Source organism: Amycolatopsis sp. VC5-11, assembly GCF_037034185.1.
GTDB lineage: Bacteria > Actinomycetota > Actinomycetes > Mycobacteriales > Pseudonocardiaceae > Amycolatopsis > Amycolatopsis nivea.
This window is the reverse complement of the sequence record NZ_JBAGKF010000001.1, coordinates 1,224,789-1,240,458: the sequence shown is the minus strand read 5'-3', so window position 1 is coordinate 1,240,458 and position 15,670 is coordinate 1,224,789. Positions and strand designations below refer to the sequence as shown.

General features: G+C 66.4%; 11 protein-coding genes. 1 reads left to right on the top strand and 10 read right to left on the bottom strand.

The genetic code is table 11. The features are described from left to right. Positions 1-15: 15 nt before the first annotated feature. The 10 genes from WA670_RS06135 to WA670_RS06090 form a co-directional block, all read right to left on the bottom strand. Positions 16-1,410: a hypothetical protein gene (locus WA670_RS06135; protein ID WP_336157113.1), complete on the bottom strand. Its 1,395-nt coding sequence runs from the start codon at positions 1,408-1,410 to the stop codon at positions 16-18. Positions 1,411-2,135: 725 nt separating this feature from the next. After that, positions 2,136-3,191, bottom strand: coding sequence for an FG-GAP repeat domain-containing protein (locus WA670_RS06130; RefSeq protein ID WP_336157112.1), 1,056 nt, complete (start codon positions 3,189-3,191; stop codon positions 2,136-2,138). Positions 3,192-3,223: 32 nt separating this feature from the next. Next, positions 3,224-4,153: a glycoside hydrolase family 6 protein gene (locus WA670_RS06125; RefSeq protein WP_037807416.1), complete on the bottom strand. Its 930-nt coding sequence runs from the start codon at positions 4,151-4,153 to the stop codon at positions 3,224-3,226. Continuing rightward, positions 4,150-6,030, bottom strand: a complete 1,881-nt coding sequence (locus WA670_RS06120; protein WP_336157111.1) for an FAD-dependent monooxygenase — start codon at positions 6,028-6,030, stop codon at positions 4,150-4,152. Before WA670_RS06120 ends, WA670_RS06125 begins: the two co-directional genes overlap by 4 nt. Further along, positions 6,015-6,956, bottom strand: a complete 942-nt coding sequence (locus WA670_RS06115; protein ID WP_336157110.1) for a polyprenyl synthetase family protein — start codon at positions 6,954-6,956, stop codon at positions 6,015-6,017. The genes WA670_RS06120 and WA670_RS06115 overlap by 16 nt, the downstream gene beginning before the upstream one ends. Further along, the gene (locus tag WA670_RS06110) at positions 6,953-8,425 is read right to left on the bottom strand and encodes a hypothetical protein (RefSeq protein WP_336157109.1); all 1,473 of its coding nucleotides are present in this window, start codon (positions 8,423-8,425) and stop codon (positions 6,953-6,955) included. Before WA670_RS06110 ends, WA670_RS06115 begins: the two co-directional genes overlap by 4 nt. A 92-nt stretch (positions 8,426-8,517) precedes the next feature. Beyond that, entirely contained in the window at positions 8,518-8,988 is a 471-nt protein-coding gene (locus WA670_RS06105; protein WP_158714401.1) for a hypothetical protein, read from the bottom strand. Positions 8,989-9,373: 385 nt separating this feature from the next. Next, a complete protein-coding gene (locus WA670_RS06100) occupies positions 9,374-10,327 on the bottom strand; it encodes a helix-turn-helix transcriptional regulator (protein ID WP_336157108.1) in 954 nt (317 codons plus the stop codon). Positions 10,328-10,430: 103 nt separating this feature from the next. Beyond that, the gene (locus WA670_RS06095; protein WP_134663791.1) at positions 10,431-10,829 is read right to left on the bottom strand and encodes an STAS domain-containing protein; all 399 of its coding nucleotides are present in this window, start codon (positions 10,827-10,829) and stop codon (positions 10,431-10,433) included. 174 nt (positions 10,830-11,003) lie between these two features. Further along, positions 11,004-14,063, bottom strand: coding sequence for a BTAD domain-containing putative transcriptional regulator (locus WA670_RS06090; protein WP_336157107.1), 3,060 nt, complete (start codon positions 14,061-14,063; stop codon positions 11,004-11,006). A 123-nt stretch (positions 14,064-14,186) separates the two neighbouring features. Between WA670_RS06090 and WA670_RS06085 the strand changes: the two genes are divergently transcribed. Continuing rightward, entirely contained in the window at positions 14,187-15,668 is a 1,482-nt protein-coding gene (locus WA670_RS06085) for an FAD-dependent monooxygenase (protein WP_336157106.1), read from the top strand. Positions 15,669-15,670: the final 2 nt, after the last annotated feature.

Here is a 15,670-nt window from a genome sequence, read left to right as displayed (position 1 = left end):
CTGTTGTTCAGGCAGTTATGCATGCCAAAGAGAGCCCCTACTTCCGCAGGCTATCACTCTTTGGCACAAATAATGGATAAGCGATAAGTCGTAAGTCAGCTTGTTTGCTTCTTCACTGTACGGAAGTAGGACATCTGACGACGTCGGGCCGCCGTCGATCTTCGAGTGCACGATCCGACATCGGATTCTGTAGACTCGATCAGCGACCTGCGCCAAGACTTGAGCATTCGGCGAAAGAGAAACAGAAGGAACCCCCCTGATCTGCCCCTGCTGATTTAGAAATTCCTCCATGCCGTCCGCACTTTTGATATATTCGCGTACGTGACTGTCGTCGAGCGAGCCGCGCAAGGTGGCGAGAAGCTGATCTTTCTCGCTAGCTGAACCCCTTCCTGACGAGGACGCGATCGAAACGATTCGCTGCAGTTGATTATCATCTTCGATATCAAACCTCGGATCACGAAGTTCGTTTTTTATCTTCGATATAACTTCGGCACCGTAAAAAGATGGAAAGAAAAATTCGATAGCTTGGTAGTATGCCAGATATTGAAGCAATGGCGTGTTCAACGCTGTACGTCCATAGGAGTACAGCGTAACGGCCTCCTGGGCATACTTCCTCTTGGGAAGTTGGGGGCGCAGTTGGACGGCTCCGTTGGCAACCTTCCTCCTGACTCGCCTTGGAAATGAACGTCTGCGGCCGAGACTGAGGGCAAGCTCGAATTTTACATCCAGTTCAAAAAAGAGTGACGAAGTGTAGTCCTCCAGGGCTTTCTTTGCGGAATCGTGCTGCTGAATTCCGTCTATGTTGACCTTTAAGCTAGGTCGAAGTACGGAGTTGACCGGCGAGTCGAAACCGCCAACCAATGAAATTAACTCAGGACTGTTTGGTGAAATCTCAAGGCTAACCGCAGCGGAAGCATCTTGGAGAACGAGGCGCCACGGAGTTGTCAGTAATACATCTTTCCCGTTGTATAGCTCAACCGCGGCGCGCTTCAGCGAAGCTTCACTGTCATCGATCTCGTCGATGTTGACCGGATTGCCATTTGGGTCAAGAATCTCAACCCCAGGAAGGCCCATTATCCTACGTATCATAAAAGTGACAGACCCTGTTGAGGGGGCAAGTAGGGCCTCTATCTGACCCTTCTCCCGGTAAAGAACCGCATTATAGTCTTCGACAAACGTCCAAAGTGGAAAGTTGTGGAAACGTAATATATCAGCGTCTTCGCTGCTGATATAGACATTCCTCTTGCGTCGTCCATTTGGGAATCCGACGCTTAGGTACAAGTCGTCCGGGTCTACTGTCTCGCGTTCGTCCCAGTCTCCGACCTCGCATGGAAGATCTGCGGCCATTGCAACGCGATACACTTCATCACGTGAATCACCATACTGTACCCTACTATCTATTTCCGACATTTTACCGCTTTCAAGCTGAGGGCTCGACCGAAATGAGAATTTCCCTGGCAGGTTCTGTCATTCGTTGGTTGCCGAATTTGGCTCTATGGGATCAAGAGGGCGCCGCCGGGCGACGCGCCGGGCGCCTGGCGTAGCCGCTCCCGTTGGCGGCCGTCCCCGTGCCCGGCACGGCCGCCTTAGGTGCAGCTGCGCAGCGCCGCCCGCCGACGGCGCATCTGAGCCATTCAGCCAACGTCGAGCCCTCCCTCGCCGATGAGTCGTACAACTCGGGTCGCCGTCAGGCACCACCGTGTTACGCCCAGTCGGCGGTAAGCGCCATCCCGAAGCTTGATCGTGACAACGGCAGGTGACGCCGCGTCAAGGCTGGGAAGCGTGCCTTGACCCGACGTCACCGGCCGCGTGCTGGCTTCGTATCGGGATGGCGGGGAGCTGTGGGCGGCAGAGTAGGTACGCGCGAGCTGGCAGCGAGAGCCGCGAAGAGGACATGATCATCTCCCCGGTTTTCCCCTGGGAAACGACGAGAACCAGCGACCAACCATAATCGTTTCGCGCGGACGTTCATGCAGGGTGAAGGTTGTATATACAGATGACGAGACCTAGTCGCTGACCTGGTTCGAGCCCCAGGCGGCCCACTCAATAACCTCGCCCGGTGAACCGTGGCGCTGCGCTCGTCTCCCCGCGGAGACCGCTGTGGTGCACCCGGCTGGGCACACCACAGCGGCGCGTCAGAACACCCAGTCGTAGTTCGACCAGCCGGATTTGATCAGCTGGCCGGTGGCGGCGTTGAACACCGTTTCGGGCTTCGCCGGGTTCCACACTCCGGAGTGGAGAACCCCCCGGAACTCTCCCGACGCGGTCAGCCGGGCGGCGAAGTCGGGGTAGTCGTCGTGATTGAAGTCGGGGAACAGGATGTGGTCGGCCGTGTTCATCCCCGATCCGATGATCTTGAACCATTTGGCGACAGGCTTTCCGCTGGAGTCGACGTCGGCGAAAAGGTCGAGCATCCACAGGGTTCCGTCCGACATCGTGATGAGGATGTCCTTGAAGTAGTCGCCGGTCAGGTCGGCCAGCTGGATGCCGGTCACGTAGTCCGCCGCGGTGAGCAGCTGACCGCGGTAGCTGTAGGACGGCTTGCCGTTGACCATCCCGTCGTTGACGTAGAGGTCGATCGCCTTCGTGCTGGCATTCTTGATGACGATGTCGGCACGGCCGTCCGGCTCGAGCGGGTTTTTGGGGTCGCTGCCGACGAAGTCCGCAAGGCAGATCGGCGAGCTCGGCGTGAAGCCGGAGATGAACGACGCGTCGGCGCTCAGCTGGGGCACCCCGCCAACGGTGCCCTGGTTGTACGCGGCGTACATCACCCCGGAGCTGTCGATGCTCGCGACGTCGTTGCGGCCGTCTCCGTTGAGGTCGCCTTGGCCGAACCACACCCGGTCCGGAGTCGATGCCCTGATCTGGGTGGGGCCGGTGAGGGTGGCCGCACCGTTGAGGCTGCCGCTCCCCGCGAAGACGTCCAGCCGGGTGGTGGCGCGGTCTCTCGCGATGACGTCGTCGATGCCGTCGCCCGTCAGATCGTTGGCTGACGAGGTGATCGCCTCGCGGCTCTTCGCAGAGGCGGCGTTCTGTTGGTGCAACATCGTCGCGAGTGCCGGCCCGATGGCAGGCACGGTGGTCTTGTGCGGGGAACCTTGAGCGGTTGCGCTGGTCGTCGCCAACGTGGAACACAGCAGTCCGGCTGTGACCATTCCGGCCAGCAGCGATCTCTTCGCGGTGCGTTTCATGATCGTCTCCCCCAATTCGTGGTGTGGGTGGACTACCCGGTCATCTGGCGGGCCAGGTCCGGGACGAATTCACCGGCCTGCGAGGCAGGCGCGGCTCCGCAGGGTCCGTCGGAGACCCCTGGGACGGTGAGCCAGGCTTGCTGGAGCGCGCCCGGCTGATCGGACAGCACCGAGGCCGGCCCGAGCCTGGCACCGGCGGGATTGCAGGTTCCGGTGACGGCGGCAGCATTGCGGGAGCTGTCTGCCAGCAGGAAATAGTCGCTCCGGCCGGTAGCGGCGGCAAGTGCGTCGTGGAGTTTCCGAGCAGGCCCGGCCAGCTGCGCGGCCGGTGTGTAGCCGCCGACGCCGAAGGTGACGCCTGCGGCCTGTGCTACCCCGGCGGAAATCAGCCGGGCACGCTGTTCCTCGACCGTTCCACCGGCCGACACATCCAAGAACACGAACGCGTTGAGCGACTCAGCGCGGAGCTGGCGCACCGACGCGTTCAGGTAGCGGGTGACCGCCGTGGTGTCCGCGCATTTTCCGCCCAGCAGGCGGGGCTCGAGGACCACGATCGCTTTGCTGTCGCCGAGGCCGTGCGCGAGATCGCTGACGGCGGGTGAACGCTCGGCGGGACAGGCACCGGATTCGGTGAACGCCGCGACGAGCATCGGCATCCAACGCTGTGTCGCTGCCTGGGTCACGAAGTCGTGGACGTGCTGGCTCAGGTTCTCGTCCGCCGCCGTGAACCGATGCGCGACCGGGATGTAGGCGACGTCGCGCTCGATCGGTTCGAAGGCGGGCGACTTGCCGCCGGCGTTCTGGCGCGTCCAGACCGCGGCCGGGCTCTCCGGATCACGGGCCAGCTGGAACGTGCCCGCGAGCAGCCGTGACGCCGGTGGCGGACCCGCTTCGCCAGGCAGGTCGACGCATCCGCCCGCCAGCAGCAGCACGGCCAGCAAGATCGGCCCCAGCCGGTTCACCGCGCCACCTCCTCGTCCAAACCTGGAACCGGATTGGCAAGCGAATGCGCGAAATAGCGCAGCACCCGCTCGCATCGCGCGGGCACTGCGTTCGCGACCGACTCGTCGGCCGCGCGGAGCTCCCCCGCGATGGCCTCATCGAGCTTTTCCGTCAAAACGTTTCTCCGGGCCCGCATCTCATTCTCGCTCAACTGCCCGAACCGGACCGGCAACCCGGTGAGGCGCGCGGTTAACGCGCCGGTCAGCGTCGTGTCGAGCCGTCCTCGACGACCCATCAGCAAGGCGCGATCTTCAGCAAGAAGGAAAAGCCTGCCGCAAGTGCGTCCGAACTGCCGCAATACGTCAACCGTCGCGTCATCCGAACCCGCCGCATAAGCGCCGAGGCGAGCCGGAAATTCGAAGAAGTTCTCGAACAGCGCCTCCGCCTTGTGTTCCGCCCGAAGCGCGACGAGCGAGGTCAGCCAGGCCGCGAAAGCCGTGGCAAGGTCTGGTCGCGCAGTAGTCAGGACATCGGTCGCTGTCGCCAACAGGTAGTCCGCAGCCATCACCGAGGAGGCATAACGCCAGTCCACACCGCGGCTCGGCGCGCTTCCCTCCCCGGCAGGCACGCTGTGCGCGAGTGCGCCGAGGAGAGCCATTTCGATCGCAGCGGCCACCGGTGCCTGGCGCACGTCGGGATCGCCGCCTGCCGCCATCAGCGTTCCTGCGAACAAAGCGGAGGGCCGGATGCCCCGGTGAAGTCCGTCGCGGCCGCCGAGCGTGTGCATCGCGAGCAATGGCCATTCGTCGCCGATCCTGCGAACAGCCACTTCATTGCAGGCCATGGTGAACGGGGCGAGGTACAAACGCACGGGGTCGGCCGGTCCTCGCCCAGCCCGGAGAGCGTCGTGCGTCATCGCGCCGCCGAAGAGGACCGCACGATGGCTCTGACGGAAGAACGGGTGCTCCGAGGAAGCCGAACTCGACAGGATTCGCCAGGCGAGGTGATAGTGCCGGACAGCGTGCCGGGCGGAGTGGAAGTAGCCGACGAACGAAGCTCGTAGCCCGGCTTCGTAGGCACCGCTGATTCGCGAAGGGTCGGTTCGGTGCCGAGCGACCGACTCAGCCGCGATCTCAGCACTGCGAATCGCGTAGGAAATACCGTCGCCGGTGAACGGGTTGACCAGTCCTGCCGCCTCGCCCACTACGAGCGCACCGGCTCGGATCGCGTTCTCCGGTGCGAAGCCGGCGTTGACCGGATAGGTGCTCGACGGACCTGCCGCGACCGCTGCGGCCATCCGTGGGTCAGCTGCCCGCACGACAGACCGGATGCACTCCGCCGCGAGCGGCTCGGACGACATGGTGGTTACGGAAACCGTCGCCATCCCGGCCGTGCCCGGAACGGGAACCACTCGGACGACGACCGGGGCTGCCCGTGGATTCTCGTCATCGGGTTGGGTCAAGTGGGTCACGACGGCACCTTCGACGGCGCAATTCCGCCAGGTTCCAGAGACCGTCCAGCCCTGGCCCAGCCGCGCGGTGTGCGGTGCCGCACCGGTCGCGTCGACCACCACTGCGGGCCGGTTTTCGTCCGGTACCGCAGCGGCAACCACGGCACCAGCGGCTACCGCGGCTTCCCGCAACGACCCGACCAGCGAACGGTAGGAGCAGATGACCATGCCCGAACGGCCGAACTCCCGAGGCACTTCACCACCGAATGAAAGCAGCAGCCGGCTCGCCCCCGTGGCAGTCACGGGTGCGACAGACTGTTCGACCACGACGTGGTGATCCGGTCCGGTTCTGGTCTGCTCCACCAGCAGGACGTCGAAGCCGGCTGCGGCGAGGAGCCGCGCCGCCGTGCAGCCAGCCGGGCCAGCTCCCTTCACGAGAACGTCCATACCGCTTCGGTCACCTCCCGCAACCTCTGTCCCGCAGCCTCGTGCTCGAACGGGCGGAGTGCCTCGAACGCCAGCTCTCGATGACGGCGGGCTTCGCCGATCGCGTAGTCCAAGCCGCCGGAAGCGACGACCAGCTCACGGATCCGCCGTACCGCGGTTTCGTCGATTTCCGGAGCGAGCAGCAGTGGCTTGAGCTCGGCGGGACGGACGCGCAAGGCGTGCAGCGTCGGCAGCCCGTAGAGACCGAGTTTGTGGTCTGTGCCCGCGGGTTTCCCCGAACCGGCGGGGAGGAAGTCCTTGCAGTCGTCCTGGATCTGGAAGCAGACCCCGATCTCCGTGGCGAATGCCGCGACCGCGGTGACGAACGAGCTGTCGCGGTCGCCACTCCCGGCACCAAGGACGCAGCTGAGCACGAACAGCTCGCTGGTCTTCTTGACCACCATCGTCACGTAGGCTCGGGCGTCGAGTTCAGTGTCGTAAGCCCGCTCCACGTCCATCATCTGGCCCAGCGCGAGACTCGCGGTGCACCTGCCGACGGCGGTCGCGGTGACCGGCCCGAGGTCGGCGGCCTCTTGCCCGACCAGCGCCACGCAGGCGGTACCTGCCAAGAGCGCGACGTCGGGCCCCACCCGCTCGTGCGCGCTCGGCAGGCCACGCCGGGTCGCGGCGCGATCCACCACGTCGTCGTGGACCAGCGACGCGAGGTGAAGCAGTTCGACGATCGCGCCGAGCCTCACCAGCTCCGAACGCCGGGCGGCGCTTCCCGCGGCCGCGGCAGCCACCAGTGCGGCCCTGATCCCCTTGCCCGGCCGCTGGACCAACGGCACCACCGCCGGACGCAGCGTGCTGGGCAAATCTTGGGCCAGTTCCAGGAGTCTCAGCCGGACGGAGGCCGGAAAGTCCGTCGCCCGCTCGACATTCGTCACCGCGGCCGATGCTCGGCACCGTAGAGCGATCCGAGCGCCCGGATGGTCGGCACCGCCGCCGTCGTGTCCCAGACCTTGTTGAACACGTCGGTGCGATTCATGAACGCCACCAGCTGTTGATGGTTCATTCCCTCGGTCTGCCGGACGAGCGAGGTGAACAGGTCGTTGGTCGCGTTCGTCTCCTCAGCCGTCATCCTGCCTTGCAGCGAAGCCAGCCCCAGCGCGGCGTCGTCGATGTTCTCCCGGGTCACCACCAGGCCCGGTCGATCAGGGTTCGCCAGCGCGGAGTCGATGAAGTTCTGGTACTTGTCGTACATGCTCGCCGCGCCCGCCTTCTCGCTCGGCGACGCTTCGATTCCCTGCGTGCGGTCCAGGATCACCCCGTTGTTCAGGTAGAACAGCTGGGTCAGGAAGTTGCCCGTCGTGCTCGACGCCATGAACTGGTCGCGGACACGGTCCGCGAGCGGGATGTCGTTCTCCAGCGGCAGGTCGTACATGGACGCGACCGCACTGGTCACCTCGCATTTGCTGAGACCGAGATCGATCGGCAGCCGGGTGTCGCCGTCGCCGCCGAGCCGGATCGTGGAGCCGGAGTCACCTGGCCAGCCGAACCGGGGAACGCCGACGAGATCGGTGAACCACGCGATCCGCATGCCTCCGTTGATGTTCATGAACACGGGGAATTTCATGTTGATCGCGTGGATGCGAGACGACGCGTACCCGCTCCGCGCGCCGACCTTCTCAACGGGGGCGTTGAGGTCGGGAGGACCGGGCACGTAAATGGCTTCCGCGGTCAGAAGGTCAGCGCCGACCTCGGTCAACGTGTTGTCGATCTTCGCCGAGACGCCGTAGAAGTTCGTCGGATCGGCCGCGAAGAACAGTCCGACGCAGGGGTGGTCAACGCTGTACGGCTCCATCAGGTCTTCCGCGACCGCGTCGGTCACCTGCTTGGCCTCTGCCTCGGACAGCCGCGCCAGAGCGGCATCGGTGGTGTTCGGCTTGGTCACCCCGAACGTGTAAGGCGCGAACCGCGTGACATTCGCGACCGTGTCCGCCGCTTTCCCGGTGAACGGCTGGGTAATTGCCTGTCCGATCGAGGTACTGGAGTTGTTCAGGACGAGCACGTGGTTGTTCGACAGGATGCTCGGCCAGCCGTCCGTGGCGTCGCGGACGATCGCGCCGAGGGTGCCGTAGCCGTTCATCGCGATGTTGCTGATCTGGCTGCCCTGGCGCACCGGCCGGTACCTTCCGGTGATCGTCGCCGGAGCCTTGGGATCGAACTTCGTCGTGCCGCCCAGCATGAAGGGACCGGCTTCGACTACGTCGACACCGTGGTTCACGCCGTCGACGTTCACCTGCCTCGGCAGCAGATCCTCTTGCACGAGGAGTGCCGGTGAACGTTTTTTTGTCACGAAGGCAACGACTACGGGCTCGTCGGTTGTTTCGCCGTTGCGGATGCGGTAAGCCACGGCGGCACCGTTGAAACCCCGTCGCTGTGCGAATCCGCGGATCAGGTCGTCACGGCCCTGCTGCAGTCGATTGTGGGCCTGCCGGGAGAAGGTCATCTCGCTCCGGCCTCTCTTCCCCGCGCCGGCGTCGCGGCGAACCTGCGTGCGTAGTCCAGCCACAACTCCGCCGCTGGCCGTTGACCCGGCTCGAATCGGGACGAGATCGTCGCGATCGCAGTGGAGACCACGGCCCGCAGTCCGTTGACCTGAGCCGAATTCGCGGAAGCCCGGCCGAAGGCCCGGACGACCGTTTCTTTGTCGTCCCGCACTGACAACATCGTCCGCCCCTGGGCGAGACCGTCGACAAGATCGCCGCGAACGTCATCGCTCATGCGCGAAAGCACCTGATTCAAACGTTTTCGGGTGACCCGCTGCTCCGCCGTCCCATGCTCGTCGAAAGCGGGAAAGGCGACCGGGAGCACCGCGACTGTGCCTGCGATGTGCAAAAGCAGTTCCTCGTCGGAATCGTGCGATGCCAAGGGCGCCGCGGCAGCTGTCGGTGCCACCCCGACGACGGGCAGCACGGCGACTGCGACAGTGCCCGCAAGCACTGTTCGGCGCGCAATCCGCTCGGCCGGGACACCGGCAGCAGCGTGCGAAAGACTGAAAGGACGGGGAAACAAAGCTTCCTCCTTGGACTCCGTCGTCGCCTCCGGTGCGTCAAGCGCACGCTCCCCCAGTCCCCCCAGGGCGGATGCGAAATCCTTTCACCACGCTAACCCGTCGACTGCGACATCGGGACCGGCTGACCGGGTGACCTCCAGGTGGAGCAATGCCGGTGTCTGGACTCCCGAACCAAGCCACCACGACGACAGGGACGGCTCTGGAAGCGTGCACAGCAGCGATGCCAACTGGAACGCGTTGCGGCCTCTGAAGTTCGGCAATGACGCTCGCGTAAGCCAGACCTTTTCATGCACCGTCGTGAAGAGCCTGCGAAGGAAGCTCCCCATACGCAGCCCGATAATGCGCAGTAAACGCACTAGGCCGCATATACCCCCACCGAGCCGCCACCTGCGTAACCGTCGTCTCCCCCGGCGTAGCGGCCCTCAGCTCAGCTCGTGCATGGTCAAGACGCACCCGCCGCAGATAGGCCATCGGCGTCGTATCCAGGTGCCGTCGGAACGCCAACTGCACCGCCCGCGCTGAGACTCCAGCGGCCTGGGCCAAGTCGGTGGCCGTGAGGTCGCGTTCGGGATTCGCTTCGATGAACGCCACAGCGCGGCGCAAAGCTGCCGGATGCGCGTCGAGTGAAGTGCCAGCGCGTTCGTCCAGTGCAGTCGTGGGGAAAGCCGCGAGAACAGCCGCGGCGAGGTGCTGTGTGGCGGTGCTGACCAGCAGTGGGTGCTCGGCGATGTCCGGCGCGGAGAGGACTTGGTCGCGCACGTAGGTGATGGCGGCCCGCAGGTGCTGGGCGCCGGCAGCGGACACTGGGTTGTGGTCGAGCAGTTCGACGGGCTTTTCGACACCGGCGACGCGGGCCAGCACGTCTGGGTCGAGCATGGTGATGCTGTAGCGCGCCCGGCAGATCCGGCCGGAGTACGGGCGGTCTGGCGGGGCGAAGGAGAACAGGTCTCCGGGGCCGAAGTCGGCGGGTTCGGACCAGTTGGCGGGCCGATGGTCTTCGATCGTTCCGGTCTCGATGTCGCAGAGGCAGATCCGGCCGAGCGGGCTGACGTCGTAGCTCATCTCGAAGTGCAGGTCCAGCTGGTCGGCGCTGACGCTGTCCGAGGCGACCCGGGTGATGTGGGCGCCCGCGGCGCGGCCGCCGCTGCCGATGCGCATCGGGGCGTAGGACTTGGAGAGGAATTCTTCGGTGCGCTCCAAGTCGTCGCTGTCGAACACCAAGTGTCCAGGAGCGGACATCCGCCGGTTCGTCCTCCGTCCCACGCCGACAAAGCGACCCCGGCGGGTCCTCGGGCGTCGTGCGAGGACCTCCGACGTGCTTCGTCGCGGGGCAGGCCCCCGGTTACCCGCGTGGGTCGGGGATCAAACCGCCGAGCTGGGAGCAGGCGTCGTCGATGGTGGCGGCGAGGCGGAGCATGGCGTCGACCCTGGTGACGCGCAGCGGGCGCAGGACGGCCCGGTTGCCGCCGGTCACCACGATCAGTTTTCGGTGCCGGGCGGTGGCGGCGCGGTGGGTGTCGAGCATCAGCGACATGCCGATGACGGCCATGAAGTCCAGGCCGGTGCAGTCGAGCACGATGTCGCGGCCGGTCCGCAGCTGCGTGTTCAGTACGTCGGCCAGCTCGTCGGCGGTGGCCAGATCCAGTGCGCCGCTCAGTCTCACCAGCACCAGGGAGCCCAGCGGCCCACAGCGAATCGCCAGGTCGCCGGGGCGCAGCGACCGTTCGGTTGTCTCGGACATCAGCGGGGTTCTCCCTGTCGTCTGTGTGGCCAACGCCGCGACGGGGAATCGTTCCCGAAGGCACCGCTGAATCTCAGGCTCGGTTTCCGGCCTTCCGCTCCGGAACGAACTGGGGTTGTCTCCACCGTGCAGGGCTTGCGGGGAATGGTCTAGCGGCGGAACCGAACACCGGGACTATCCGGAAAACGAACCGTTCCGGTGCAGGCGGGCCGGATCGGCACGGGTCACTGCCGCCGGTGCGGGCAGCTGCCAGCCTCTCTCGTACGCGGCGGCGAAGCGTTCCTCGCCGAGGGCCAGTCGGCCACGACTGCTGAGCGTGCGTACCTGCAGGTCAGTCCGGTCGTGCGCACCGCGGAGGCGGGCCGCTGCGCCGAGGATTTCCGCTCCGTCCGTGAACCGGCGGTACAGCTCGGCCAGGCCGGCGACCGTCACCGCGACGGTGGCCACGATCGGCAGGTCCTTGCTGTTGACCGCGGCCGCGTACGCCCGGTCCAGCGCCGCCTCGGCACCGGGGCCGTCGCCGAGTTCCAGGCAGAGTTCCGCTCGTACCGCGCTGACCAGCGCCTGTCCGTGGTCGCCGCCGAACGGGAGCGGGGTGGACAGTCCGGCCTCGGCCGCTTCGATCAGCTCGCGGGCCCGGGTCAGATCACGGGTGCGCAGGCGGAAGCTGGCCTCCCGCGCGTCGAGCAGCACGACAGTTCCGGGCATGGTCGAGCGCAGCGTGCGGTCCCTGGTCACCGCGATCATCGCCGCGGCCTGCTCGGTTTCGCCCAGCCGGACGTGCAGGTCGATCAGGCGCAGGTCGATGAACGTCTCGTCGCTGTGGTTGAGCGACCCGAACTCCTGGGCCAGCCGTTTGGCCTCGGTCAGGTCGGCCAGCGCACCGGCCAGGTCGCCGTCGTATTGCCGCAGCAGGGCACGCATCGGCAGAGCCATCGCGACGCCCCAGCTGTCCCCCGACTCGGTGAAGCAGTCCAGTGCGACGGCGACGTCCGAATCGATCTGGGCTAAATGGCCGTCGTTTTCGGCCAGTTCGGCGCGGGTGATCCGGGCCAATCCGGCCAGCCATCGGTCCGGGCCGTCGGCTAGCCGCTGGAGGAGCGGCGACGCGTCGATTCCCGCGCGGGCGGCCAGTCCCGCAGCGGTCAGTACGCCGAAGGGCGGCAACTCCGGATAGTTCAGCAGGCGGCTGACTACCTCGTCGGCTGCGGCACCAGCGTCCAGCAACAGCGCTCCGGCGGCGATGTCGTGGTGCATGCCTGGCTGGGCGGTCGCTTGGCCGAGCCAGTACGACGCGTCGGCATGTCGGCCCAGCATGTGCCAGTACCAGGTCAGGTCGATCGCGAGAGCGAGCCCGGCGTCCGAGGTGTCGCAGAGGTGGCGCAGGGCGGCCAGCACGTTGTCGTATTCGGCGGTCAGCAGGTGGAGCGCGTCGCGTTGCCTGGGGCCGCGCAGAAGCGGATCGGTGGCGGCAACCAGTTCGGCGAAATATCGCGCGCTCCGGTTTCGTACGGCGGGCAGAATCCCTTGTTCGGCAAGGCATTCCAGGCCGTACTCGCGGATGGTCTCCAACATCCGGTACCGGCCGGGGACGAGCTGGAGCAGCGAGCGGTCGACTAGGTCGGCGAGCAGTTCCTGCGCTTGCTCGACCGGGAGTTCGCAGACCGCGCCGGCCGAGGCGGGGGTGACGCCGCCCGGCAGAACCGCGATCCGTTCCGCGACCGTTCGCGCGTCTTCGCTGAGCAGGTCCCAGCTCCAGGCGATCACCGCGCGCAGCGTGCGGTGTCTGGGGAAAGCCGTGCGACTGCCGGTGGTCAGGAGCCGGAATCGGTCGGACAGACCGGAAGCCAGATCTGCCAACGAAAGCGTCCGCAGGCGGGCCGCGGCCAGTTCCAGCGCCAGCGGCATGCCGTCCAGGCCGCGGACGATTCGCAGCACGTCGTCGAGATTCCCCTCGTCGACGGTGAAATCGGGGCGAACGGCTGCCGCTCGCTCGGTGAAGAGCCGCACGGACGCGGTGTCGCGGAGCGGACCGAGCGGGACCAATGCCTCGCCGTCGATCGCCAGCGGCTCGCGGCTGGTGGCCAGGACCCGCAGCCCGGCGCAGCGAGGCAGCAATGCGGAAAGGAGGTGGGCGACGGCGTCGATCAGGTGCTCGCAGTTGTCCACCACCAGCAAGGTTTCCTTGCCGCTCAGCTCATCCGCCAACACGTCCAGGTCGCCGACGGGCTTGGCCGAGGCCTCGAACAGTGCGGTGCCGCGCAGTCCGATCGCGGTCAGCATCGCAGCGGCGACCTTGGCCGGTTCGGTGACCGGGGAGAGGTCGATCAGCCAGCTGCCGTCGCGGTATTCCCGGCGGCGGGCGGCTTCCAACGCGAGTCGCGTCTTTCCGGCGCCGCCGGGACCGAGCACGGTGACCAACCGGCCGGTGGCGAGCAGGGCATCGATCCGGGCCAGGTCGTCGGTGCGGCCGACGAAGCTGGTCAGCGGCGCGGGCAAAGCAGCCGGTTTGGTCTCCTTGACGGGCTCGGCGCGCAGCAGGTTCAGGTGGCGTTCGCGCAGCGCGGTGCCCGGGTCCGTGCCGAGGTCGTCTGCCAGCGCTTCGCGGATTTGTTCGTACTGGGCCAAGGCTTCTGCCTGACGACCCTGCGCGGCGAGGGCGTCCATAAGCAGTGCGGCGGCGCGTTCGTGGACGGGGTGCTCGGTCAGCAGGGCCGTCAGGCGGGCTGTTGCTGAGTCGGGACGGCCCTGGGAAAGCTCCGCTTCGGCGAGGTCGGTGACAGCTTCGATCGACAGGCGGGCCAGCCGGGTCGCGGTGGCGGGATCGACCGCGGCGACGGCTGGGGGTTCGACGCCGGGACGATCGCCCCACAGCGTCACGGCGTCGTCCAGCGAAGCCGCGGCGACGAGTTGTTCGAACCGCAGCGCGTCCACGTCGGCGGGGTCGATGGTCAGCCGGTAGCCGCCAGCGACCTGCGTGACGTCGCTCGGCGAACCGAGGGCGCGGCGCAGGCGGGAGACCAGGGCTTGGAGGGCGTGCGCGGGGTCAGCGGGCAGATCCGAGCCCCAGATCGCGTCGACCAGGACGCTCTGCGGAACCGGACGTCCACCGGCTAGTGCCAGCCGCGCGACCAGTCCCTGCAACCGAGCACCGGGTATCGCGAGGGCCTCGGCACCCCGCGTCACCTGGAACGCCCCGAGCAGCGTGACTCGAACCCGCGCGCTCCCGTCCATTCGACGATCTTCGCGCGAACACCGGGGTCAGCACCATGTGCCCCCGCGTGAGCGCCGTGTGCGGGCCGTGTGAGCGGCCGTCGCCAAGCTGGTCGCAGCGAACGAGAACACAGGGGGTTTGCCATGCATGACGCAGTAATAGCGGGAGCCGGGCCGGTCGGTCTGTTCCTGGCCTGCGAGCTTGGTCTCGCGGGCAGTTCGGTCCTGGTGCTCGAACGGGAGCCCGAACCCGGTTCCCAGTGGCGGACGGCACCGCTCGGGATGCGCGGTCTGTCGGCCACGTCGATCGAGGCGTTTCACCGCCGCGGGATGCTGCCTCCGCTGATGGCGGCGTCGGACATCCACGATCCGCCCAGCGAGGAGCGGCCGCGTTCGGTGGGCCACTTCGCCGGAATGGTGCTCGACCCGGCCAAGGTCGACGTCGACGCGCTGCCGTACTGGCTGCCCAGTTCGCTGCCCGGCGGCATGATGACCAACCTCGACGCGATCGAGGCGGTGCTGTCCGAGCAGGCGGCCAAGTTCGGCGTCGAAATCCGGCGCGGGGTCGAGGTTTCCGGCGTTGAGCAGCACGAAGACGGCGTGCTGGTGCGGGCTGGCGAGCAGGAGTACACGGCGCGCTGGGTGATCGGCTGCGACGGCGGGCGCAGTGTCGTGCGCGGGTTGGCGGGTTTCGAGTTCGTCGGCACCGAACCGCAGTTCACCGGCTACACCATGCTCGTCAACGTCGCCGATCCCGAGAAGCTGAGCCCGGGATTCAACCTGACGCCGAACGGGATGTACGTCCAGATGCCCGCACCGGGCCACTTCGGCGTGCTGGACTTCGACCACGGCGCGTTCGACCGCACGCAGCAGCCGAGCCTCGAGCACCTTCAGACCGTGTTGCGCCGGGTGTCCGGCACGGACGTCACGCTGACCGGCGTTCGTCTCGTCTCGACGTTCACCGATCGCGCCATGCAGACCACGACGTATCGGCGCGGCCGCGTGCTGCTCGCCGGCGACGCCGCGCACATCCACTCCCCGCTGGGCGGCCAGGGACTCAACACCGGCATCAGCGACGCCGTGAACCTCGGGTGGAAGCTCGGCGCGGTAATCCGAGGCGAGGCACCGGAAGCGCTTCTGGACAGCTACCCCCGCGAACGTCATCCGATCGGGGCTTGGGTGCTGGAGTGGACTCGTGCGCAGGCAGCGGCGATGCGGCCGGACGCGCACGGCCAGGCGGTGCAAGGCGTTCTCCGTGACCTGCTCAGCACCCGTGACGGAACGACCTACGTGTACGGGAAGATGTCCGGCGCGTCGCTTCGTTACGACCTCGGCGATGAGCATCCACTGATCGGTCGTTACACCCCGGATTTCCAGCTGGCGAACGGAATTCGCCTCGGCGATCTGATGCAGGACGGCCGTGGTGTCGTCCTCGACTTCAGCGCTGACGAGCGTCTGCGTGAGGCCGCGGGCCGATTGCGTTACGCGGCCGGTCCGGCGAAAGAAGACTTCGGATTGGGTGCCGTGCTCGTGCGTCCGGACGGCATCGTCGCCTGGGCGGGCGACCGAGACTTTTCCCAGGAATCGTTCAGCCAAGCCAAAACTCAGTGGTTCGGCGAAAACTAGGA